Source organism: Campylobacter estrildidarum, assembly GCF_005406205.1.
GTDB classification, from domain to species: Bacteria; Campylobacterota; Campylobacteria; order Campylobacterales; family Campylobacteraceae; genus Campylobacter_D; species Campylobacter_D estrildidarum.
The window spans coordinates 56,218-78,059 of the sequence record NZ_NXLZ01000008.1 but is presented as its reverse complement, the minus strand read 5'-3'; the positions used below and the strand labels follow the sequence as shown (position 1 = coordinate 78,059).

The following is a 21,842-nucleotide window of genomic DNA, read 5'->3' as shown; positions in this document are numbered from 1 at the left end:
GATACTACGCCTTACTGGCAGGGGGAAAGTAGCTCATTGCGGACTTGTTAATTTATTCTACTTCTTAATCTTCTTAGAGTATTTAATCTTTTATTTTTTGAGTTATAAATTTTTGGATATACATAAGCAAATCTTAAAATCGTTAATTAAAATAGTAGTTTAAAAAAATTTCTTTATAAAATTTACTCGATTTTATCAATATATCGAAGAAAATAGTTTATTGATAAAAATGTGACTTATATCAAGTTTGTTATATACAGATATTAATGGTCTTAACCAGTGCGATATTTTGAAATTATTAAAAGAATAGAGAGCTTAATTCTTTGATGGAATAAATGAAATTTTATAATTAGAAAATTCAGGTATAACTTCTGTTTTGAAGAATTTTTAAGGAAATTTTTTTTAAAATAAGATAAAATATCTCTTTTTAGAGGAAGGAGATTTTGTATGAATAATAAGTCTTTAATGCTTTTTACTATCTTGCTTGCCGTTTTTGTTGTGCCAAGCTCTATTTCAGGCACAGCTATCGCTTTGCCTTTCATCGCGCAAGAGCTAGGAAATCAAGCGAGTGCTTTGCAGTGGGTTGTGAATACATTTAACTTGTTCTTTGCAAGCTTTACACTTATTTGGGGAGCAATGGCAGATAAATTTGGGGCGAAAAAATGTCTTTTGCTTGGCGTGTTTGTTTATGTGCTTGGCTCTTTATTCTCTATTATTGCAAGAGATTTATTGCTACTAGATATAGCACGTGCCTTAGCAGGGATTGGTGGAGCAAGCGTTTTTGCGAGTGGAGCAAGCTTGCTTATTAAGAATTTTGAGGAGAAAGAGAGAGCCAAAGCCTTTGCTTTCTTTGGGACAACAGCGGGGCTTGGGATAACCTTTGGACCAACGATTTCTGGATTACTTATTGATACTTTTGCTAATACTTCTATGGGAGGTATGCTTATTTCCTATCGTGCTATTTTTGCCTTTCATTTTCTTGTCCTAGCTATTGTATTGCTTTTGGGTCAAGCTTTACCAAAAGATGATTCTAATGAATCAGCAAAAAACCCTTTTGATATCCTTGGTGCATTCCTTTTTGTATTATCGCTTTTTTCTTTTATGGCATTTATTACTTTTATAGCTTATTTTGATAGTCAAACCCTTATTGCATTGGTTGTATTTTTTGTTTGTGGAGGTTTATTTATAGGACAACAAAAATCTCTCCATGTAAAAGGCTTATCCCCGCTACTTGATTTAGAAGTGCTTAAGAATAAAAGGTTCTTTGGATTTAGCCTTGTTACTGTGATTGCTGGTTTTAGCTTTGTGGTGCTTCTAACTTATTTCCCAAGCTTTTTACAAGCTGTTTGGGGCTTCAGCGCTTCTTCTTCAGGATTATTTATGCTCGCACTTACTACTCCTATGCTTTTTTGTCCGTTTCTTGTTGCAAAAATGCTAAATTCTGGGTGGGATACAAAGAGACTTGCTCTTATGATGTCACTTTTAATGAGTGCGGGATTGATTATTTTGGCTGTGATTTTGTATCTTTTTCCAGTACAGTGGCAAATATTACCCGTAATTTTACTTTTGTTTATTATCGGTGTGGGGATGGGCTTACATGCTGGAGGGATTGATAACTTAGCTTTAAGCAGTGTGGATCCTAGCAAAGCAGGACTTGCTGCTGGTGTGCTTAATTCTTGTAGATTAGGGAGTGAGGCTGTAGGGGTAGCATTGTATGGTGCATTATTATTCTTTTTTGTGAGCATGAGTGTTTCTTTTTTGAGTATTAATGTGGCAGATATCAATGCAATTGTTGCAGGGAATACTAAAGATATTGCGGATGGAACTAAAAGTTATCTTTATGCTTTTTGTGCTACATTAGTTATTTTAGGAGTATTGTGCCTAGTGTTAAGCACTTATGTATGGAGACTGCTAAAGCAGAAGCAATAAATTCTGAAAAATTGTCTAGAATGTTCGAGATGTAAATTTAAAGAATTAACACTTTTTTAGAATTAAAAATCTTTTCATCTCGAATGATACTAGGTCTTGTGGCATGGAATAAAGTAGCTCATTACGGACTTTGTTGATTTATTTTACTTCTTAATTATTATAATTTTCTAGAATATTTAATCTTTTATTTATACAATATTAGTGTTTTACTTTTTTATTTTGGTTTAGCAAGGTATAGTTAGAAGAATTGAGATCATTCTCAATATCTACATTTTTATGTTTAGTTTTAGAACTTAAATTATTAATATGATTTATTAGAATTTTTATTGTTGTTTGTATTGTCATCATTTATTTTTACATTAAAAAGAATTTCTAATTCTTTTGTTAAATCAAATTTATTTTCAAGAAGTTTTTTATTATCATCTTTACAGGTTTCTTTGTTTTTACGTTCATTTTTATTTTTTAGGAGTATTTTTCAAAAGAAAATTAAAAAGTCCTATTTAATTTTTTTTAATAATCTAATTTTTTTTGTAAAATTGTGCCATTAAAATCAATATAAATTTTTACTCCATTATTAAGTTTTATTTTGTAGTGGCTAATCTTTCTTTCAATTTCTAAGGCTTTTGTATTTGGAAAATTATTTTTTATAACATCAGCAATATTTGGAGGTAAAAAATTAAATTCAAAAGGACTTATAATTTTACTTTCAATTTCTTTCCAAGTTCCATCTATTTCAAATTCGATTTCTATGCCGTTGCTAAGATAGACTTCGTAAGAACTTTTATCCTTTTGAACTATACCTATAGGTACATTGAAATTTTTTCTAATAAATTCTTTAGAAATATCAGGTAAATTATCCGGAGATATCATAATATCGGCATTTAAGTACGTAAAAAAAACAAATATAGGCATTAAAAAAAATATTTTCAAAGCACTTTCCTAAATTAATTTTTTAGTATTCTAATAAATTTTATGTGAATTTTATGTGAATTTTAAGACAATAATATAATTTTATAAAAGGTAGTTTTGATTTGGTTACTTTATTTTTAATTTTTTTAAATATCGCAGCATATTTTATCATACCTCGTAGCAATTATGATTTATTAGGGCTTAATATTTTATTTTTTCAAGGTGATTATTGGCAAATTTTAAGCTCCATGTTTTTACATGGAGGGCTAACCCATCTTATACTTAATATGATTGTTCTTTTTCAGTTTGGAAGCGTTTTAGAAAAATATTTAGGAAAATTATACTTTGCATCAGTCTATTGTATTGGTGGATTATTTTGTTCTCTTTTAAGTGCTGTCTATATTTATTTTTTTGATCAAAATGTTAATCTTATAGGAGCTAGTGGGGCAATTTGTGTTTTAATGGGTTATTATGCTTTTTTAGACAAGCAAAGCACTTTAGGAATTATAGTTGCTATTTTACTGATGAGTTTTGTTCCTTTATTTATAGGAATAAACGTAGCTTGGTATGGACATATATTTGGTTTTATTTGCGGTTTTATTTTAATGAAAACAAGAAGTATTAAAAAAATACACTCTTAAGTTTAGAAGTAAAAGTCAAACTCTTACTTCCAGCCCTCTATATAATTTTTTAATTTTCTACCTACTTTAGGATGTTTTAATTTTTTTATAGCTGAGCTTTCTATCTGACGCACTCTTTCTCGCGTAACATTAAGTTCTTTTCCAATTTCCTCTAAAGTTCTATCACTTTCATCATCCATTAATCCAAAACGCATTCTAATTACTGTTTTTTCTCTCTCATTGAGTTGATCTAAAACTTCATCTATTTGTTCTTTTAAATCATCTTTGAGTATATGATCTATAGGAGAAAGAGAGTTCCTATCTTCAACAAAGTCTCCAAATTTTCCATCATCTTCATTTCCAATGGGTGCTTCAAGCGAAATAGGTTCTTTTGTTATTTTAATTACTTGTTTAACCTTATCTATATTTAAACCAACCTCTTTAGCTATAACATTAACATCAGGCTCTTTTCCATTTTTTTGTAAATGTTCGCGTATGATTTTGTTAATTTGATTAATGGTTTCTATCATGTGGATAGGGATTCTAATAGTTCTTGCTTGATCAGCAATTGCTCTTGAAATTGCTTGACGTATCCACCAAGTCGCATAAGTGGAAAATTTATATCCTCGTTTATATTCAAATTTATCAACAGCTTTCATAAGACCTATATTACCTTCTTGGATAAGATCTAAAAAAGGCAAACCGCGATTTGTATAGCGTTTCGCTATACTTACGACTAAACGTAAATTTGATTTTGCCATCCTTGTTTTGGCTTCGTCTGATATTTTTTTACCTCGTTTGATTTGTTCTAGAATTTCTTTAAGACGTGTTTTTTCTAAATCAAAACCTTTCTTACTTGCTTCTTTGGTTTGAAAAAGCTTTTTGATTTCCATATAAGTACTTACCATGGTAGCTTCAAGTGCTTTTTCCGTAATCTCTTCTTTGCTAAGTTTGGTAATATCTTTAAGTATATCAGCGTGACGATTTTTGAGTTCTTCAGAAAACATAGGTAATCGATATTCAAGGCGTTTAAGTTCCTTGTCAAATTCCTCATCACTTTTAAGTGCTGTTTCCATTGATTTTACTATTTCACTGATTAGTTTGGAAGTTGGGCCTAAATCCATTAATTTTTCTTTTAAGATATTTTTTTTAAAGGCAATACCAAGCTTATCTAAAAGCTCATCTCCACTTTCTTTGTCCTTAGAAACTTTTAGCCAGTCTTTTTTTGCTTTTTCTAAAGCTTTAAATTTTTCTATAACTTTTAAAGTTCTTTCATCTTCTTTTTTGTTGATTTTTTTTATTCCATCTTCCTCATTTTCTAATTCTTCCTCATTTTCTAATTCTTCCTCATCAATATCATCAAGCTTATCTTCATTTTTTTCTTCATCGTCAAAGCTTTTAAAAAGTTCTTTAACTCTTCTTTCTCGATTGATTAGCGGCTCACGATAATCTAAAATAAAATCAATTAAATATGGAACAGAACAAAAGGCGTCAATAATAATATCTTCGCCAAGTTCTATTTTTTTAGAAATTTCAACTTCTTCATCTTTGTTTAAAAGAGCAATTTGTCCCATTTCTCTTAAATACATACGCACAGGAGAATCTGATCTGCTCCATTCGAGCAAATCGTTTTCACTAGCTAAATCAAATTCATTTTCAAGACTAATGTCTTGAAGTTTTTGTTTTTCTTCTTGTAGTCTTTTCGCGTCTTCTATATTTTTGATTTGTGCAATTTCTGCAGCTGAAAATAGTTGAACTTTGTATTTTTTCATCAAAGCACTTATTTTCTTAACGATAGTGCTATTTGGTTGCTTATCGAGATATTTAACTAATTTTTCATAAGTGATGTAATCTTCTTTATTTTCTTTAAATAATTCTTCAAGTTCTAAATTTTGAGTTTTAGCATTCATTTAAACTTTTCCTTAGGCTATTTGGTTAATATAACCTTTGATTATATCAAAATATTTCTTAACTTTAAATATAACTATTTTTCAAATTTTGTAATTTTTTAAAAAGAGTTCAAATTTTTCCAAAGCACGATTGAAATTGTAATTTTTTCTTTTTAAAGCATAAAAATTACGCTCTAAATTAATATTTTTTAGTTTAATTTCATAAAGGCTTTTGTTTTGCAATTCTCTTTCTATGCTTTTTTTTGAAAAAACAGAAATAGCATTTTTTTGCAAAATAATTTCTTTTAAAGCAGTCATTCTATCAAGCTCTAAGAATATATCAAGTTGCTTAGAGATAGCACCAATCTCATTTAAGAATTTATCTCTAAGCCCAGATCCAACTTCTCTTAAAATCCATTTTTTATTTAAAAGCTCATCAATAAAAAATTCTTTTTCGCTTAGTTTTTTATCACTAGTTACAACTATAAGTTCATCTTTATGCCAAAATTGCATTTGCAAATCTTCATATTCTAGCAAAGTAGGATTTAATTTTGTTTCAATGAGAGCAAATTCAATATGCCCGCTTTTAAGCAAATTAAGACATTCTTTTGAGTTTTCTGTTTGAAAATGAATTTTAATTTTTGGAAAATTTGATTTAAAATCAAATAAAATAGGTCCAAGAAAATGTTCAACAATACTTTGAGTTGCTGCAATTTTTATCTCTCCTAAAAGAATATTTTCATCGTGGATATCTTTTAAGCTTTTGTAATATTCTTGTACAATCTTCATCCAAATTTTTCCTAAATATAAAGCTTTGGGAGTAGGTAAAAGTTTTTTACCTAATCTTTCAAATAAAATTCCCCCTAGATTGTGTTCGATATTTTTAATAACTATAGAAATACTCGATTGTGTTACATCAAAATTGTTAGCTGTATGCGTAGGGCTTTTTGTATTTAAAAGATCTAGAAATATTTCCATATCTTTAATTTTCATCGTCATTGTCAATCCTAAAAATTTAATTAAAATTTTTTATTATAAAAATTAAAATAATATATTTTTATTATATTAAAAAAATAATTATAATTACAACAAAATATTTCAAAATATAATATTTTACAATTTAAAAGTAAAAAGGAAAAAATAAAATGATGAATGTAAAGCATATTAAAAGTATCGTTAAATCTAACACAAAAGGATTAGTTTTTACTGCGTGTATTGTAGTTTTTTCTATGTATCTTTCAAATATTCAAAGTATTAAAGATGCAACTCATTTAGCTGCAACGGCTTTTGCTATAATTATTGGAGTTTTGCTTTCTCCTTGGTTTTTTAAATACCAACATACTTTTCAGGCTGGAGTTCATTTTAGTGCTAAAAAGCTTTTAAGATTAGGTATAGTTTTATATGGCTTCAATATCACACTAACCGAACTTTTAAGTGTAGGTTTTAATGGATTTATTCTTTCTACTATTGTTGTATCTTCTATTTTCATTACCTCTGTGATTGTAGGAACAAAAATATTCAGGCTTGATAAAGAAACTTCTATGCTTGTAGGTGCTGGTAGTGCTATTTGCGGAGCAGCTGCTGTGTTAGCTTTAGAATCAAGCTTAAAAAGCGATCCTTTTAAAGGTATTTTGGCTGTAGGAACTGTGGTAATTTTTGGACTTATTTTTATGTTTTTATGTCCATTTGGCTTCGCTTTTGATCTGATTCCAGGTTTTGATCAAAATGCTATGGGAGTTTATATGGGAGCGATTTTACATGAGGTAGCTAATGTTGCTGGAGCTGCGGATATGGCAAAAGATATGGCTAATTTTGATCAAAAGGCTGCAAATATTGCAATAATTATTAAAATGATGAGGGTTATTTTACTTGTTCCATTTTTACTTATTGTGACTTATTTTGTTGCTAAAAATCAGCATTCAGATCATGGAAAAACTGCTAAAACTCTTACTATACCTTATTTTGCTTTTGCTTTTTTAGGAATGATAGTATTTAATACTTTTTTAGCAAGTAGAGAAACTTTTTTAGGTATCGATACTAATACTATAGTAAGTATTGGAAGAAATCTTTGTACTATTTGCATCGTTTTTGCTATGGCAGCTTTAGGTTTGCAAATAGATTTTAAAAAATTTTTAAAAAGTGGTGCAAGAGTTTTTGGTTTGGCTTTATTTTTAGGAATAGCCTTGTTAATAGGAGGATATTTTTTAACCTTAATTTTCAAAGGAATTCTCTGGTAATAAAAATAATTTGCTAAGGAAAATATTTTTCATTTAAAAATATGTATTATAATTGAAAATCATTTTAAAAATTAATTAAAAAGGAAACAAAATGAAAAAGATTTTAATCAGTGCAGCGGTTTCTTTATTACTTGCTTCAAATTTGAGCGCATTTTCTTTTAAGCAAGATAGTTTAAAGATTGATTTTGAGGGTTACAAAACTAAAGATATGGTAGGAGTAAGTGGAGAGTTTAAAGATGTTAAATATAAATTTTCTAAAAAAGCTAAAGATTTGGTAAGTTATTTAAAAGGCGCAAAGGCTGTTATAAAACCAAGTAGTGCATTCATGGGAGAAGGAAATGATGTGATCACCCATAATATCACTAAGGTATTTTTCCCAAAATTCTTAGATAAATCAGACATTAAAGTAATATTTCAAGATGTAGTTGCTGGAGAAAACAAAGGCCTTATTTCTGCAAAAATTACTATAAATAAAAAAAGTGCTATAGTTCCTTTAAGCTATACAATAAATAACGATAAATTTGTTGCAAAAGGACAACTTGATTTACATGCATTTAAAAATAGTTCAGAAGCTTTAAAAGCTTTAAGCGATGCAGCTCCTGGACATGGAGGAATTTCTTGGCCTTTAGTTGATCTTAGCTTTAGTGCAGATATAGTAAAATAATTTTAAGTGGCCTTTTGGCTACTTAAAATACAATATTTTCTAAAGCCATTTTCATAAATTTGATAATTTTTTAATCCTTCTAATTCTCTATAGATTTCACTACCTTTCCATAGAATAAAAAATGTTTGTTCGGTGCTTAAATTTTTACAAATTTTAATTAAAGGCTTTATATCCATCAAGGCTCTAGAAGTTATAATATCAGCTTTAATATTATTTTTATTTTCTTGAGCTTTTTCTTTGTAAATATTTAAATGAGGCAAATCACATTCTATTTTTATAGTCCTTAAAAAAGCTGCTTTTTTGGGATTTGGTTCGAAAAGATAAAAATTATTTTTAAGCAAAAAAGCTAAAAAAATAACAGGAAATCCGGCTCCGCTACCTATATCAACTATATTTTTTGCCTTTGAAAAATTAAAAAAATTAAGAATTTTTATACTATCTATAATATTTTCTTCAATATTTTTAATTTGAGTGAGATTGTGAATTTTATTAAATTTGATCAAATTTTCTTGATAAATTTTTACTTTACCTTCAAAATCTTTTTGATTAAAATTTTTCAAAATAGGGTGTAAAAAATCTAAATTCAAAGCAAATGCCCCATTTGAGATTGTTTAATATTTAAATAATCTTTATTGAAGCGGTTTGGATCAATAAGTATAGGTACGCGTGTTAGAATTTTATCTTTTATACTTTCTAGTTTTTCTGGATTATTTGTAAGTAGATTAACTTTAGAAATTTTATAATATTTGAGTATAAAATTCACTATTTCATAAGTTCTCTCGTCTGCTTTAAATCCAAGTTGATGATTGGCTTCTATAGTATTTAAACCTTTATCTTGTAAGGCATAAGCATTGACTTTGTTAAAAAGTCCTATTCCACGACCTTCTTGTCTAAGGTATATAATTATACCTCCATTTTTTTCAATATATTTTAAAGAAAATTCTAATTGCTCTCCACAATCACATTTTAAACTTCCTAAAGCATCTCCAGTTAAACATTCTGAATGAATTCTAAGATTTAGTGTATCTTTAGGTTCATTTTTAAAAATACACAAATGTTCTTTATCATTTTCTTTAAAACTTTGTATTTTAAAATTACCCCATTTACTAGGTAAATTTGCAATTTCTGAAATTTTTATATCCATTGGCTACTTTCTATAATAAAATTTATGTTAAAATTTATATCGAATTTTATCAAAAAAAGGACAAAAAATGTTTAAACGCTTCCGAAGACTTAGAATGAATGAAAATTTAAGATCGATGGTAAGGGAAAATTCTTTAAATATAAATGATTTAATCTATCCTCTTTTTGTAGTCAATGGAAAGGGCATGAAAAAAGAAATTGCTTCTATGCCTGAAGTTTTTCAAATGAGTTTGGATGAAATTTTAAAAGAATGTAAAAATATTGTTGATCTTGGTATAAAAGCGATTATACTTTTTGGAGTCCTTGAAAAAGATAAAAAAGATAGTTGTGGAAGTGATGCATTGGATGATGAAGGATTGATTGCAAGGAGTATAAGAGAAATTAAAAAAGAATTTCCTAATCTTTTTGTTATAAGCGATCTATGTTTTTGCGAATATACCGATCATGGACATTGCGGTATTATTAATATGGAAACTAAAAGTGTGGATAATGATGCAACTTTAGAAATTTCAGCAAAACAAGCCTTAATCCATGCTAGAGCAGGGGTTGATATGATAGCTCCAAGCGGAATGATGGATGGCATTGTTGAAATTTTGCGTCAAACACTCGATCAAGAAGGTTTTGAAAATTTACCTATAATGGCATATTCTACCAAATTCGCTTCAAGTTATTATGGTCCATTTCGTGATGTAGCAGAATCAGCTCCTAGTTATGGCGATAGAAAAAGTTATCAAATGGATTTTGCCAATGCTAAAGAAGCTTTAGAGGAAAGTTTAGAAGATGAAAAACAAGGAGCTGATATTTTGATGGTAAAACCAGCTCTTGCTTACCTTGATGTGGTAAAAGAAATCTCACTTCATTCAAATTTACCTTTATGTGTTTATAATGTTAGCGGTGAGTATGCTATGTTAAAAGCTGCAAGTAAAGCAGGAGTGATCGATTATGAAAAGGTATTGTATGAGACAATGATAGCGTTTAAAAGAGCAGGTGCAAAACTCATCATTACTTATCATGCTAAGGAGTTAGCTAGAATGTTAAAAGATGAAAAAATGTAACTATAAAGCAAAATTTATGGTTAAAAATAGCAAATTTATTATAAGGATAACAAATGAAAGAGCTTGAAAAATATAGCAATTGTTTAAAACGTATTGATGATTTTAGTAATAATTTAGGTATGAAACAAGAAAATAGAGCTATTTTCGAAATGAGACAAAGCGATAAAGAGAATGAAAAATGCTTAGTACTTAAAAATGGAAATTTTGATTCTCCAGAGCCTTGGTTTATAGTAGATGAAAATGATGAAATTCATACTATGATTTCATTAAATAGTTTAAAAAATATTTTAGAGAGTTTAAAACAAACCCAAAAGGAAAATTTTGAATTAAAACTTGAAAAAGCAATTTATCAACAAATTCCTATAGATTTTAATGATGCTTGGATTGTTGCTATGGATGAGATTAAAAAGCGTGCTCAAGGTGGCTTAATGGAGATTAATATTGATCTAGAAAAGCTCATTGCGGATATTAAAAAAGAGCACCCTAATTTATTTGTAGATATGGAAGCTATGGCAGAGAGGATTAAAAATAATGAGAGATTATAAAGCTTTTGTGAAATATTCTAAAGCAGGACCGCGTTATACTTCTTATCCGACTGCTGTGGAATTTAATACCGATTTTAAGTATGAGCAATATTTAGATATTTTAAAACAACAAAATAGACCCTTATCACTTTATTTTCATTTGCCTTTTTGCAGGAGTGCTTGTTATTTTTGTGGGTGTAATGTAATTTATACCGCAAAAGAAGAAAGTAAGGAAAGATATTTGCATTATATTTTTAAAGAGCTTGATATTTTAAAGTCTATACTAGATATCAAAAGAGAAGTGGTGCAAATGCATTTTGGAGGTGGGACGCCAACTTTTTTCAGTGCTGAACAATTAGAAAAGCTTATTTTAAAAATCAAATCCGTATTTCATAATTTTTCTTTAGATGCTGAAATAAGTTGCGAAATTGATCCTAGATTTTTAAACGAAGAACAGGCTGATGTTTTAACCAAAAATGGTTTTAATCGTATTAGTTTTGGGGTACAAGATTTTGATGAGAAAGTGCAAAAAGAAATTCATAGAATTCAGTCATTTGATCTGACTAAAAATGCCTTAAAATTAGTAAGAGATAGAGGTATAAAATCTGTCAATATGGATTTAATTTATGGTCTACCTTATCAAACTTTAGAAAGTTTTACTCAAACTTTAGAAAAAATTTTAATTTTAGATCCAGATCGCTTAGCTATTTTTAATTATGCCCATGTGCCTTGGCTTAAAAAAAATATGAGAAAATTTGATGAAAATACTTTGCCAAGCCCTGACATTAAGCTTCAAATTTTAGAATTTTGCGAAAAGTTTTTGAGTAAAAATGGTTATAAAATGATAGGAATGGACCATTTTGCTAAAGAAAATGATGAGCTTTTTAAAGCTTTAGGAAATGGAACTTTACATAGAAATTTTCAAGGTTATACCACTAAAGGTGGTGCCGATTTGATTGGTATAGGACTGACAAGTATTGGGGAAGGAAAAAATCATTATGCGCAAAATTTTAAAGATATGCCAAGCTATGAGAAAGCAATCGAAGAAGGAAAATTGCCTTTTGAAAGAGGAATAAAATTAAATTTTGATGATGAGCTTAGAAAAGCTGTTATTATGGATTTAATGGCAAATTTTAGGCTCGATATTAGAAAAATAGAGAAAGAGTTTAATATAGTTTTTAAAGAATATTTTCAAGAGGATTTAAAAGCTTTAAAAGAATATGAAGATTTTTTAGATATTGACGAGAATTATATTAAGGTTAATGAAACAGGAGTTTTATTAATACGTAATATAGCAATGTGCTTTGATGCTTACATGAAAAATATCAGCGAAGAAAAAAAAGTTTTTTCTAAAACAGTATGATTAATCTAACAAATACTTCTGATCTTTGTGTAAAATGTGGTAAATGTATACCCAGTTGCACAATTTATGATATAAAACGTGATGAAATTTCTAGCCCTAGAGGCTTTTTGGATCTTATCATTGCATATAAAGAGGGAAAATTAAAACTTGATCGGGAAGTTCAAAAAACCTTTGATTCTTGTTTTTTATGTACCAATTGTGTAGAAATTTGTCCAAGCAAATTAAGCGTAGATAATGCTATAGAACAGATGCGTTCTGAAATAGTTAAAGAGTTAGGTATGCCTTGGTATAAAAGATTAATTCTTTTGTTGTTAAAAAATCGTAAATTTTTAGATATATTGGCAAAATTTGGCTATGTTTTTCAAAGTTGTGCTTTCAAAATTCAAAATAATAATTTTAAGCAAAATTTAGGCATAAAAGCTAAATTTTCAATACCTTTTATAAAAAAAGGTCGATTATTATCAAGCCTTAATAAAAAAAGTTTTTTAAATTCAAATCTTGATTTTATAGACAATGGCGGAAAAAAAACTATTGGTTTATTTGTAGGTTGCTTAGCTAATTATTCTTATATAGAAACCGCTAATTCTATACTCAAAATTGCAAAAGAATTAAAAATCAATGTAGATTTAATGAAAAAACAAGCATGTTGTGGTGTGGCACATTTTTTTTCAGGAGATTTTAAAAGTGTAGAAGTTTTAGCTAAAAAAAATATAGAATATTTTGAGAAAAAATTAGAAAAACTTGATGCTATTATTATTCCAGAAGCGACTTGTTCAGCTATGCTAAAGATTGATTATGAACGTTTTTTTATAATGCAAAATGATACAGAGTGGGCAAAACGTGCTAACAATATTTCATCTAAAGTTTATATAACAAGTGAATATTTTTATAAATTCACAAATTTGCAAGAAATTTTAAAAAATAAACAAAGTTTTGATTATGAAATTACTTATCATGATCCTTGTCACGCAAAAAAAATGCAAGGGGTTTTTAAAGAACCAAGAGAGCTTTTAAAGACGAACTATCATTTTGTCGAAATGAAGGATTGTGATATGTGTTGTGGTTTTGGTGGAGTGGGTATGCAAATAGATTATTATAAACAAGCTTTAAATGTTGGATTTAAAAAAGTTAATGCAATCAAAAAGACTAAAGCCTCTTTTGTAAGTGCTGAATGTTCAGCTTGTAGAGTACAAATTTCTAATGCCTTGGAACAAGATTCAAGCAAAGTGATCTTTGTACATCCTTTAGAGCTTATTGCAAAGGCTTTAAAATGAAGATTTTATTTCAGGGAAAAAGCAATGAGTATGAAATTGAAAAATCTCATTTTTGTAATCAAGCATTTATTATTAAAGATAAGATTGCAAATCGTGATGAGATAGATTTTATAACTAATATTGTTCATACTTTAGAATTTAGTGATGATAGTTTTAGTTTTGATGAGATTATGGAGCATTTGAAAAATGATAATAATAAAGACATTATTATAGTTGAAAATTGTTTTAATGATGAGAAAGATGAAGAAAAAATCGTTTTAGACTTTAATATACAAGAAGAGATTCAAAACAATATAACAAATTCTAAAAATAGTGATTTTAAAAAAGGGCAATTTAGGCCATTAAAGATATTTTCTAGAATATTTCAGAATGCAAATTTTATTTTAAAATCTGAAAGTTATGAACTAAGCGAAAGCATTCAATCGCCAAAAAGAGATAAGCTTGAGATTTTTAAAAATTTAGAATGTAAAGATATGGAGATTAGTTTTGCTAAGATTGAAATTTTTAATTATGATAATGTTAACGATAGTTTAAATTTTAACCTTGAAATGTTCCCAAGTGGTGCAAGTTATAAATATGGAATTTCACAGAATACCATGTATGTAATCTTACAAGGAAAGATGTCTAGTGTTTCTCTTTTTAACTTTTTAAAAAGTTTTGTTTATAAAAATAAAAACGAACAAAGCTGCAATAAAATATTTATCTTAACATTTAATCATAGATTAATTTATAAACTCGAAGTTTCTTTTATTTAGATTATTTTAATATATTTTCTATATTGGATTTATTTTTTTCAATTAAGGATCGATTTTTTTTAGTTGCTTCTTTAAGTTCCACAATGTCATCTTTTATATTTTGAATGTTTTGATTTAAGAGCTTGATCTTTTTTTCATAACGCGTAATAACAATAAAAATTGCAAATAAAAAAATAATGATTAAAAATACAAATAATAAATGTTGCATCCTTATCTCCTTTTTTTGTGTAATACTATAACATTTTTCTTAAAAAAATAATGATTTTTTTAATAAAGATATATTTTTAAGCTAAAATTAAAAATACTTATTATTTAATTTTATAAAATTCGGAGGATTTTTGGTGAATATTTTTTTAAAAAACATAGAAAAAATTGGCAATAAAATTCCTGATGTAACCATACTTTTCTTTTATGCGTTTTTACTTGTTTTGATTATATCTTTTTTTCTATCTTTTTTTGATTTTGATTATTTTTTAATAAGATCTGATGGAAGTAGCGAACAAATAATAGTTAAAAATTTTTTATCCTTAGGTAATTTTTTAGAATTACTTAGTAAAATGATCACTAATTTTATCAATTTTCCTCCTCTAGCAATTACCTTGGTGGTTGCTTTAGGAATAGGAATAGTCGAGCAAAGTGGGTTTTTACGAGTTGCTTTGATTAAGCTTTCTTTAATTATTCCACAAAAAGCTGTTGTGCCTGTTGTTTTAGTCATTTCAGTTGCAAGTCATATTATAGGAGATGGTGCCTATGTATTTTTAATGCCCGTAGTGGCTATGCTTTTTATATCTGCTAGAAAGCATCCTGTTGCGGGTATAGCTACAGCTTTTGCTGGATTAGCCGGAGGATTTTCGGCAAGTTTTACCCCATCAGTTATTGATCCTATTATGCAAAGTTTTACGGAAAAAGCTGCTCATATTATTGATCCTAGTGTCAATATTAATGTTCTGTGTAATTATTTTGTTTCTTTAGCTGGAACAATAAGTGTTATTTTATTTTGCTGGTTTGTGTGTGAAAAAATTGTAGAACCTTATTTGAAAAAATATTTACCTATAGATCAAAATTATGAAGATTTTTCCAAAGATTGTATTACTCAAGATGAAAATAAAGGATTTGTATTTGCTATAGCAACTTTAATTATAATGTTAGTTATATTGGTTATTTTAGCATATCCTGATGAGTCTTTATTGAGAGGTCCGCATGGAAGTTTAAGCGAAAAAGATGCTATTTTAATGAAAGGGCTTGTTGCATTTTTGTTTTTCTTTTTTGCTATTCCAGGGTTTGTTTTTGGCAAGGTATCTAAAAAATTTCAAAATTTAGGTCAAGTTATGGAAGCAATGAGTGATGCCTTAAAGCCTTTGATAAATTTTATGGTATTTTGTTTTATTTGTGGGCAATTTTTGTATGTATTTAACGAATCTAATTTATCTAAACTTCTTGCAGTTAGCGGAGCAGAATTGTTAAAATCTTTAGCTTTACCAAGCGGTATAACAATTTTTGGAATTATTGTTTTCACAGGATTTTTAAATTTGTTTGTGACATCTGCTACTTCAAAATGGGCAGTTTTAGCTCCTATTTTTGTGCCTATGTTGATGCTTTTAGGAATTGCTCCTGAATTAACTCAAGCTGCTTTTAGAGTTAGTGATAGTGCGATCAATGTCATGACTCCATTATTTCCTTTTTATCCACTTATTATTATGTATTGTAGAAAATATAGTTCTCAAACTGGAGTTGGAACTCTTTGTTCTATTATGATACCTTATAGTATAGCTTTGATGATAGCTTTAACTTTGACTTTATATCTGTTTTGGATGCTTGATATTCCGCTAGGTTTTGAAAGCTCTTATAATTATATTATGAAAGGATAAGAATGGATTATAAACAAATTCAAATTAACAATTTTTTTAGGTATCTAGCCATACCTTCTCAAAGCAATGCTAAAGTGCAAACTTTGCCAAGCTCTAAAGGACAATATGACTTAGCGCTTTTATTAAAAAAAGAACTTGAAAAATTAGGCTTAAATGATATTTTATTGCAGGATAATGCTATATTGACTGCAAAGTTAAAAGGCAATTCCAATAAAAAAAGTATAGGATTTTGCGCTCACTTAGATACAGTAGATGTAGGTCTTAGCGATATTGTAAAACCTCAAATTTTAAAATTTGAAGGCAAAGCTTTATGTTTAAATAAAGAAAAAAATATCATATGCGATCCTAAAGAGCATCCTGAACTTTTAAAATATATAAATGAAGAGATTATTTTTTCAGATGGAACTAGTGTTTTGGGTGCCGATAATAAAGCAGCAATTGCAACTATTATGACTTTACTTCAGTATCTAGTTGAAGAAAAATGTGAACATGGAGATATTTATGTAAGCTTTGTTCCTGATGAAGAAATAGGGCTTAGGGGATCTAAAATGTTGGATTTAAAGCATTTTAATCCTGAATTTGCTTTTACGATTGATTGCTGCGAACTCGGAGAATTGGTCTTTGAAACCTTTAATGCAGGATCGGCTTTTATAGAAATACAAGGTATTAGTGCTCATCCTATGAGTGCTAAAGGAGTGCTTTTAAATCCTACTTTAATAGGAATAGATATAGCTAATTGTTTTGATAGGTTGCAAACTCCAGAAAATACAGAAAATGATGAAGGTTATATTTGGGTGCAAGAATTTCATTCTAATCAGATCAGTGCTAATTTACTTTTAAATATAAGAGATCACAACAAAGAAAAGTATGAAAAGAAAAAAGCTTATATTAAAGAGGTGGTAGAATTTATGCAAAAACGTTATGAAAGAGCAAAGATTTCTTTAAAAATTGAAGACACTTATTCTAATTTAAAAGATAGTATAAATGAAAACAATAAAATCGCTTTAGAAGTTCTTGAACAAGCTTTTTGTGTATGCGATATCAAACCAAAAACCTTTCCTATGCGAGGAGGAACTGATGGAAGTGCTTTAGCACTTAAAGGATTATTTGTGCCAAATTTTTTTACAGGGGCACATAATTTTCACTCAGCATTTGAGTTTTTACCACTTAAATCTTTTTATAGAAGTTTTGAAGTAGCTAAAAATATAGTAGAAATTGTATAAGAAATGTAATTTATATTTTAAAGGATTATAATGCAAAATTCATTTTTATTTAATTTGCAACGTATCGGAGTTTCTTTTATTATATTTAGCGTTTATGCTGCTTGTAGTGCATCTTGGGCTTCTACAGGATCTTTGATGCCTCTTATAAAGGTGGATTTGGGTTTAGATAATCAGCAAGCAACTTTAATCACAAGTATTATTATTATTGCAAAAGTTTTTGGAGCCTCTTTTACAGCTTTTTTAGTTTATAAATTTGGACTTAAGAAGGGATATTTTTTAGGTTGTCTTTTGATCAGTTCAGGTATATTTTTGACTTTTGTGGAAAGTTATTTTGCAATTTTAGCAATACGTTTTTTGATGGGACTTGGATCCGCTTGTGCGTTGGTATGTTTGGTGCCTATTACCCAACAATGGTTTGAAAAGAAAAGTTTGCATTTTATGATCAGTATTAATACTAATTCAAATATAGTTGGTTATATCATTGCACTTCTTTTTGCTGAAAGTATTTCAAATTATTTCGGAAATTGGCGTTATTCTTTATCTTTTTATGCTTGGATTAATTTAGCTTTAATAGTTCTTTGGATTTTTATAGGGAAAGATGAAAAAACGGATAGAAAACAAGAAAAAACTGATAAAAAAGAATACTTATCTGCCCTTAAGTCTCGTCTAACTTGGGGTATGATTATCTTCTATATAGGTCCTGTTTTATTTTTAAATTCTATTTTTACTTTTTTACCTACATTTTATGCAGAGTATGCCGGTTTTACTAAAGAATTAGCCGACATTGCTAAAAAAGAAATTCCAGCTTTAGCCAATTTTGCTATGATATTTGGACCTTTTATAGGACTTTATTTTAAAAGAAGAGGTTATTCTTTTAAAATAATGCTTTTGACGGGAAGCTTGTGTATGCTTATAAGTGGAATTTGTATGCTTTTTCTAGATAAATTAATTATGATACGAATTTTTGCTATTTTATCAGGTTTATTTTTTTCTTTATGGTGGCCTTTTTTCTTTAATCTTCCTTCAGAATTAAAAGATGCAAATCCACAGCGTAGCGCATATATTATGAGTACTTTTTGGAGTGTCACTTTTATACTTTTGGCTTTAAATCTTGAGCTTGTATCGCTTAGTGTTGATAAAACTCATAGTTTTACTTTGGGTTTTATTTATATTTTTACTTTAATTTTTATTTCGGCTATTGTATCGCAATTTATCTTACCTAAAAAAGATCATTTTGTAGAAGGAGGAAGGTGAAATGAGATTAATACCAGAAATTGTAGATTTAAAAGATGAATTTATAAAAATTCGTCATCAAATTCATGAAAACCCAGAATTGGGATTTGATGAAATTCAAACTGCAAAATTAGTGGCTGAAAAATTAAAAGAATTGGGTTATGAAGTTTATGAAGGCATTGGAAAAACAGGTGTCGTTGGAGTTCTTAAAAAAGGAAATAGCTCTAAAAAAATTGGACTTCGTGCGGATATGGATGCTTTACCTATGCAAGAATGCACAGATTTAAATTACAAAAGTAAAAAAGAAAATGTAATGCACGCTTGCGGACATGATGGACATACAAGTTCTTTATTGCTCGCTGCAAAATATTTAGCAAATCAAGATTTCAATGGAACTTTAAATCTTTATTTTCAACCTGCTGAAGAGGGTTTAGGCGGTGCAAATGAAATGATAAAAGATGGATTATTTGAAAAATTTGATAGCGATTTTATCTTTGGATGGCATAATATGCCTTTTGGATCATCTAAGAAATTTTATTTAAAAAAAGGTGCCATGATGGCTTCTTCTGATAGTTACACTTTAGAAGTCATTGGTAAAGGAGGGCATGGAAGTGCCCCTGAAAAGACTAAAGATCCTATTTATGTGGCTTCTTTATTAGTGATAGCTTTGCAAAGTATAGTATCTAGGAATGTCGCTCCACAAAATTCTGCCGTTGTAAGCATCGGTGCTTTTAATTCGGGCCATGCTTTTAATATCATCCCAGATAATGCCATTTTAAAAGTTAGTATTAGATCGCTTGATAATGAAATTAGAAAATTAACTGAAGAAAAACTTCGTAAAATCTGTCAGGGAATAGCGGATGCAAATGATATAGAAATTAAAATTTCAAAAGAAGTTATAGCTCCTATAACTATCAATAACGATGAAGCGGTGGAATTTGCATCAGAAGTTGCTAAAGAAATTTTTGGTGAAGAAAATTGTGAATTTAATCATCAGCCTTTAATGGGAAGTGAAGATTTTGGATTTTTTTTGTGAAATGAAAAAATGTGCTTATGCGTTTTTAGAAAACGAAAACGATATATACTTACACAATTCTCATTATGTGTTTAATGATGAGCTTTTACCTAGAGCAGCGAGCTATTATGCGAGCTTGGTTTTAAAATACCTTAAGTAGAATTCTAATTTAATATTTCAAGTGTAATTTCTTCTTTTAAACCTTTGATTTGAATTTCTTTGAGTTTAAGGTTTGAAGGAAGATTGTCTAATATTTCTTGATTGTTTTTGGCTTTTATATTTGCACACAAAGCGAGCAAAATTCCCCTATAAGCTTTTGCAAAATGACTCACTATTTTTCCATTTTTTATAAATTTATAGGTAAAAAATTTCTTTTTAGGAGTATAGAATTTATCATAAAATCCTGCTCTTAAATCAAGAATTTCTTCATTTTGCAAATACTCATCTAAAGTATCACTAAAATGTTCTTTGTAAAATTTTTCTATATTAAAATTTCCAAGTTTTGCACCTTGTTTAAATTTGTAAAAAGGAAGAGCGTCACTAGCCTTTACAACTCCAAAAAGATTGGAAAATATAAGGGTATTTTCTAGAATATAATTTTGACTTTCAAGGGATAAAGAATTGAAATTCAAATACTCATAGCTTACGCCATTATAAAGCGTTATAGCACTTTGTGTAGATGCTTTTTTTAAATCGTGTTTGAATTTATTTATCTCGTTTTCATTTTTGATACCAAAAAGTTCTTTTAAATCCTCTAAGCTAGAATGTTGAGTATATTCTTCATACTTGCTTAGAACCTGCATTCTAAAGGTGAATAGTTCTTTAAAGATGCAAGAATTTTCATTGATTGGATTTTGCGTGCAATTTTCATTTTTACTTTCACTTGGAGAGAATAAAATTTTCATCATGATCCTTTTAGATCATTAAAATGGAGATTTTTCTCCATTTTAATATAGCGGCATATAAGAATCACCAAGAATAGAAACAACTTCAGTGAAATCTTCGCCATTAATAGTTAATTTTTCTATAACTTTTTCCTTTTCCTTAGAATATACACTTAAAGGAGCATCTTTAAAAAATACTTCTATATTGAGTTTATAGGTTGGATTTTGAGTAATTTTTTCAAGTGCTTTTAGGGCTTTATCTATGACTAAAGTTTGTTTTTCATCTTTACTGTTTTCTTTAGCTATTTTAAGCATAGAATTAGCCATTTCAATATAATCTTTAAAAACCTCTTTAGTATCTAAAGAAAATGTGAGTTTTGCATCATGAATGGTAATATTGTCTAATATTTGAGAGAGTGTAGAATCTGGATCGATTTTATTTGTATTATTTTCATCGACATTTTTAACCGAAATTGAATCTATATCATATTTAAAGCCATAAGAATCTAGTATATCTAATAATTCAAGCTTATAATCTATATTAGCGCTAAGATTTAGATTGAGTTGATCATTGCTTTGGATATTTATGCTAGAAAGATAATTATTATTTTCACTATTCTTTTTGGTGTTTAAATTTTTAAATGATATTGTAAAAGGATTAGAGATTAATTCTTTAAGATAATCATTGATTTTTTGATTTTTATTTAAATTTATTTTATCTAACTCACTAATCGTTTCATCACCGAGTTTTATGTTTTTAAAAGTGACTTCATCTTGTAATTTTTCATTTTTAGAAAACAAAAAATTTAATAATTCTCGAAAGGAAATTAGGCCTTTTTTATCTCCTGTATAAATTACATTAGATTTATATTCTACATTTTCAATTCCAAATATTTTTTTATGATTTTCAGGATTAAAAACTTCTAAATTGGGACTCATGCATTTTATAAAATTACCATCGTTTTGACATTTAAAATCATTGAAATTCAGATTAATTTCAGATGAGTTTTGTTCTTCTCGAATTTGTGCATTTAAAGCATTTTCAAATTTTTTTGTGATGGATTGATCTAGTGAATTACTACTACATGCTGTAAAGAAAATTAAACTTGCACTAAGTATGAGATTTTTTTTCATAAACATCCCTTAATAATTTTTTAATAAAGAAAATTATAACAAGAAACTTTTTGATTTTATACAAAAAACAGAATAAAAAATAAAAATTTTTAAGTATAATACCTTTCTTAAAATTTTTAAAAA

The 21,842-nt window shown here is 28.2% G+C and carries 20 protein-coding genes and 1 pseudogene; 13 read left to right on the top strand and 8 right to left on the bottom strand.

The window, feature by feature from the left end; translation table 11 throughout:
• Nucleotides 1-447 precede the first annotated feature (447 nt).
• Entirely contained in the window at nucleotides 448-1,929 is a 1,482-nt protein-coding gene (locus tag CQA69_RS05625; RefSeq protein WP_137620818.1) for an MFS transporter, read from the top strand.
• A gap of 510 nt (nucleotides 1,930-2,439) precedes the next feature.
• Here the strand turns inward: CQA69_RS05625 and CQA69_RS05620 are convergent.
• Entirely contained in the window at nucleotides 2,440-2,859 is a 420-nt protein-coding gene (locus CQA69_RS05620; RefSeq protein WP_407924069.1) for a PepSY-like domain-containing protein, read from the bottom strand.
• Nucleotides 2,860-2,960: 101 nt separating this feature from the next.
• Here CQA69_RS05620 and CQA69_RS05615 point away from each other — a divergent pair, with 101 nt between their 5' ends.
• Nucleotides 2,961-3,479 carry a rhomboid family intramembrane serine protease gene (locus CQA69_RS05615; RefSeq protein WP_137620817.1) on the top strand — a complete coding sequence of 173 codons (519 nt, stop codon included), beginning with the start codon at nucleotides 2,961-2,963 and terminating at the stop codon, nucleotides 3,477-3,479.
• A 23-nt stretch (nucleotides 3,480-3,502) separates the two neighbouring features.
• On the opposite strand, the gene rpoD is transcribed toward CQA69_RS05615, so the two are convergent.
• Nucleotides 3,503-5,368, bottom strand: a complete 1,866-nt coding sequence (rpoD, locus tag CQA69_RS05610) for an RNA polymerase sigma factor RpoD (RefSeq protein ID WP_137620816.1) — start codon at nucleotides 5,366-5,368, stop codon at nucleotides 3,503-3,505.
• Between the two features lie 81 nt (nucleotides 5,369-5,449).
• Nucleotides 5,450-6,340, bottom strand: coding sequence for a LysR family transcriptional regulator (locus CQA69_RS05605; protein ID WP_137620822.1), 891 nt, complete (start codon nucleotides 6,338-6,340; stop codon nucleotides 5,450-5,452).
• A gap of 152 nt (nucleotides 6,341-6,492) precedes the next feature.
• Between CQA69_RS05605 and CQA69_RS05600 the strand changes: the two genes are divergently transcribed.
• Both CQA69_RS05600 and CQA69_RS05595 read left to right on the top strand, forming a co-directional pair.
• Nucleotides 6,493-7,584, top strand: a complete 1,092-nt coding sequence (locus CQA69_RS05600) for a YeiH family protein (protein WP_137620815.1) — start codon at nucleotides 6,493-6,495, stop codon at nucleotides 7,582-7,584.
• A gap of 91 nt (nucleotides 7,585-7,675) precedes the next feature.
• A complete protein-coding gene (locus CQA69_RS05595) occupies nucleotides 7,676-8,248 on the top strand; it encodes a hypothetical protein (RefSeq protein ID WP_137620814.1) in 573 nt (190 codons plus the stop codon).
• Between the two features lie 2 nt (nucleotides 8,249-8,250).
• On the opposite strand, the gene rsmG is transcribed toward CQA69_RS05595, so the two are convergent.
• Both rsmG and ribA read right to left on the bottom strand, forming a co-directional pair.
• Complete coding sequence (gene rsmG / locus CQA69_RS05590; protein ID WP_137620813.1) at nucleotides 8,251-8,835, bottom strand: 16S rRNA (guanine(527)-N(7))-methyltransferase RsmG; 585 nt, start codon at nucleotides 8,833-8,835, stop codon at nucleotides 8,251-8,253.
• Nucleotides 8,832-9,392 (bottom strand): GTP cyclohydrolase II, encoded by a 561-nt coding sequence (gene ribA, locus CQA69_RS05585; RefSeq protein WP_137620812.1) that lies wholly within the window; start codon nucleotides 9,390-9,392, stop codon nucleotides 8,832-8,834. The genes rsmG and ribA overlap by 4 nt, the downstream gene beginning before the upstream one ends.
• Nucleotides 9,393-9,459: 67 nt before the next feature.
• On the opposite strand from ribA, the gene hemB reads away from it, so the two are divergent.
• The 5 genes from hemB to CQA69_RS05560 are packed head-to-tail and all read left to right on the top strand — an operon-like array spanning nucleotide 9,460 to nucleotide 14,362.
• On the top strand, nucleotides 9,460-10,446 hold the full coding sequence (hemB, locus tag CQA69_RS05580) for a porphobilinogen synthase (RefSeq protein WP_137620811.1): 987 nt from the start codon (nucleotides 9,460-9,462) through the stop codon (nucleotides 10,444-10,446).
• Nucleotides 10,447-10,499: 53 nt separating this feature from the next.
• Nucleotides 10,500-10,991: a DUF2603 domain-containing protein gene (locus tag CQA69_RS05575; protein WP_137620810.1), complete on the top strand. Its 492-nt coding sequence runs from the start codon at nucleotides 10,500-10,502 to the stop codon at nucleotides 10,989-10,991.
• Complete coding sequence (gene hemN, locus CQA69_RS05570; RefSeq protein WP_137620809.1) at nucleotides 10,978-12,333, top strand: oxygen-independent coproporphyrinogen III oxidase; 1,356 nt, start codon at nucleotides 10,978-10,980, stop codon at nucleotides 12,331-12,333. Before CQA69_RS05575 ends, hemN begins: the two co-directional genes overlap by 14 nt.
• Nucleotides 12,330-13,607 (top strand): (Fe-S)-binding protein, encoded by a 1,278-nt coding sequence (locus tag CQA69_RS05565; RefSeq protein WP_137620808.1) that lies wholly within the window; start codon nucleotides 12,330-12,332, stop codon nucleotides 13,605-13,607. Before hemN ends, CQA69_RS05565 begins: the two co-directional genes overlap by 4 nt.
• Nucleotides 13,604-14,362, top strand: a complete 759-nt coding sequence (locus tag CQA69_RS05560) for a DUF5416 family protein (RefSeq protein WP_137620807.1) — start codon at nucleotides 13,604-13,606, stop codon at nucleotides 14,360-14,362. The genes CQA69_RS05565 and CQA69_RS05560 overlap by 4 nt, the downstream gene beginning before the upstream one ends.
• 1 nt (nucleotide 14,363) lies before the next feature.
• On the opposite strand, the gene CQA69_RS05555 is transcribed toward CQA69_RS05560, so the two are convergent.
• Nucleotides 14,364-14,570, bottom strand: coding sequence for a hypothetical protein (locus tag CQA69_RS05555; protein WP_137620806.1), 207 nt, complete (start codon nucleotides 14,568-14,570; stop codon nucleotides 14,364-14,366).
• Nucleotides 14,571-14,703: 133 nt separating this feature from the next.
• Between CQA69_RS05555 and CQA69_RS05550 the strand changes: the two genes are divergently transcribed.
• From CQA69_RS05550 to CQA69_RS05535, 4 genes and pseudogenes are all read left to right on the top strand, one after another.
• Nucleotides 14,704-16,230, top strand: coding sequence for an AbgT family transporter (locus CQA69_RS05550; protein WP_137620805.1), 1,527 nt, complete (start codon nucleotides 14,704-14,706; stop codon nucleotides 16,228-16,230).
• 2 nt (nucleotides 16,231-16,232) lie between these two features.
• Nucleotides 16,233-17,453 (top strand): peptidase T, encoded by a 1,221-nt coding sequence (gene pepT, locus CQA69_RS05545; protein WP_137620804.1) that lies wholly within the window; start codon nucleotides 16,233-16,235, stop codon nucleotides 17,451-17,453.
• Nucleotides 17,454-17,483: 30 nt separating this feature from the next.
• Nucleotides 17,484-18,707, top strand: a complete 1,224-nt coding sequence (locus CQA69_RS05540; RefSeq protein WP_137620803.1) for an MFS transporter — start codon at nucleotides 17,484-17,486, stop codon at nucleotides 18,705-18,707.
• Between the two features lies 1 nt (nucleotide 18,708).
• Nucleotides 18,709-19,861, top strand: a pseudogene (locus CQA69_RS05535) (M20 aminoacylase family protein).
• A gap of 4 nt (nucleotides 19,862-19,865) precedes the next feature.
• Here the strand turns inward: CQA69_RS05535 and CQA69_RS05530 are convergent.
• Together CQA69_RS05530 and CQA69_RS05525 are read right to left on the bottom strand one after the other, a co-directional pair.
• Nucleotides 19,866-20,606, bottom strand: a complete 741-nt coding sequence (locus CQA69_RS05530; protein ID WP_137620802.1) for a YaaA family protein — start codon at nucleotides 20,604-20,606, stop codon at nucleotides 19,866-19,868.
• Between the two features lie 42 nt (nucleotides 20,607-20,648).
• Entirely contained in the window at nucleotides 20,649-21,719 is a 1,071-nt protein-coding gene (locus CQA69_RS05525; protein WP_171000345.1) for a JlpA family lipoprotein adhesin, read from the bottom strand.
• Nucleotides 21,720-21,842 lie beyond the last annotated feature (123 nt).

What these genes read in the sequence shown, in the direction of transcription:
- CQA69_RS05625 (WP_137620818.1), top strand. Translation starts at nt 448, where the DNA reads ATGAATAATAAGTCTTTAATGCTTTTTACTATCTTGCTTGCCGTTTTT.
- rpoD (WP_137620816.1), bottom strand. Translation starts at nt 5,368, where the DNA reads ATGAATGCTAAAACTCAAAATTTAGAACTTGAAGAATTATTTAAAGAA.
- CQA69_RS05605 (WP_137620822.1), bottom strand. Translation starts at nt 6,340, where the DNA reads ATGAAAATTAAAGATATGGAAATATTTCTAGATCTTTTAAATACAAAA.
- CQA69_RS05600 (WP_137620815.1), top strand. Translation starts at nt 6,493, where the DNA reads ATGATGAATGTAAAGCATATTAAAAGTATCGTTAAATCTAACACAAAA.
- CQA69_RS05595 (WP_137620814.1), top strand. Translation starts at nt 7,676, where the DNA reads ATGAAAAAGATTTTAATCAGTGCAGCGGTTTCTTTATTACTTGCTTCA.
- ribA (WP_137620812.1), bottom strand. Translation starts at nt 9,392, where the DNA reads ATGGATATAAAAATTTCAGAAATTGCAAATTTACCTAGTAAATGGGGT.
- hemB (WP_137620811.1), top strand. Translation starts at nt 9,460, where the DNA reads ATGTTTAAACGCTTCCGAAGACTTAGAATGAATGAAAATTTAAGATCG.
- CQA69_RS05575 (WP_137620810.1), top strand. Translation starts at nt 10,500, where the DNA reads ATGAAAGAGCTTGAAAAATATAGCAATTGTTTAAAACGTATTGATGAT.
- hemN (WP_137620809.1), top strand. Translation starts at nt 10,978, where the DNA reads ATGAGAGATTATAAAGCTTTTGTGAAATATTCTAAAGCAGGACCGCGT.
- CQA69_RS05565 (WP_137620808.1), top strand. Translation starts at nt 12,330, where the DNA reads ATGATTAATCTAACAAATACTTCTGATCTTTGTGTAAAATGTGGTAAA.
- CQA69_RS05560 (WP_137620807.1), top strand. Translation starts at nt 13,604, where the DNA reads ATGAAGATTTTATTTCAGGGAAAAAGCAATGAGTATGAAATTGAAAAA.
- CQA69_RS05555 (WP_137620806.1), bottom strand. Translation starts at nt 14,570, where the DNA reads ATGCAACATTTATTATTTGTATTTTTAATCATTATTTTTTTATTTGCA.
- pepT (WP_137620804.1), top strand. Translation starts at nt 16,233, where the DNA reads ATGGATTATAAACAAATTCAAATTAACAATTTTTTTAGGTATCTAGCC.
- CQA69_RS05540 (WP_137620803.1), top strand. Translation starts at nt 17,484, where the DNA reads ATGCAAAATTCATTTTTATTTAATTTGCAACGTATCGGAGTTTCTTTT.
- CQA69_RS05530 (WP_137620802.1), bottom strand. Translation starts at nt 20,606, where the DNA reads ATGAAAATTTTATTCTCTCCAAGTGAAAGTAAAAATGAAAATTGCACG.
- CQA69_RS05525 (WP_171000345.1), bottom strand. Translation starts at nt 21,719, where the DNA reads ATGAAAAAAAATCTCATACTTAGTGCAAGTTTAATTTTCTTTACAGCA.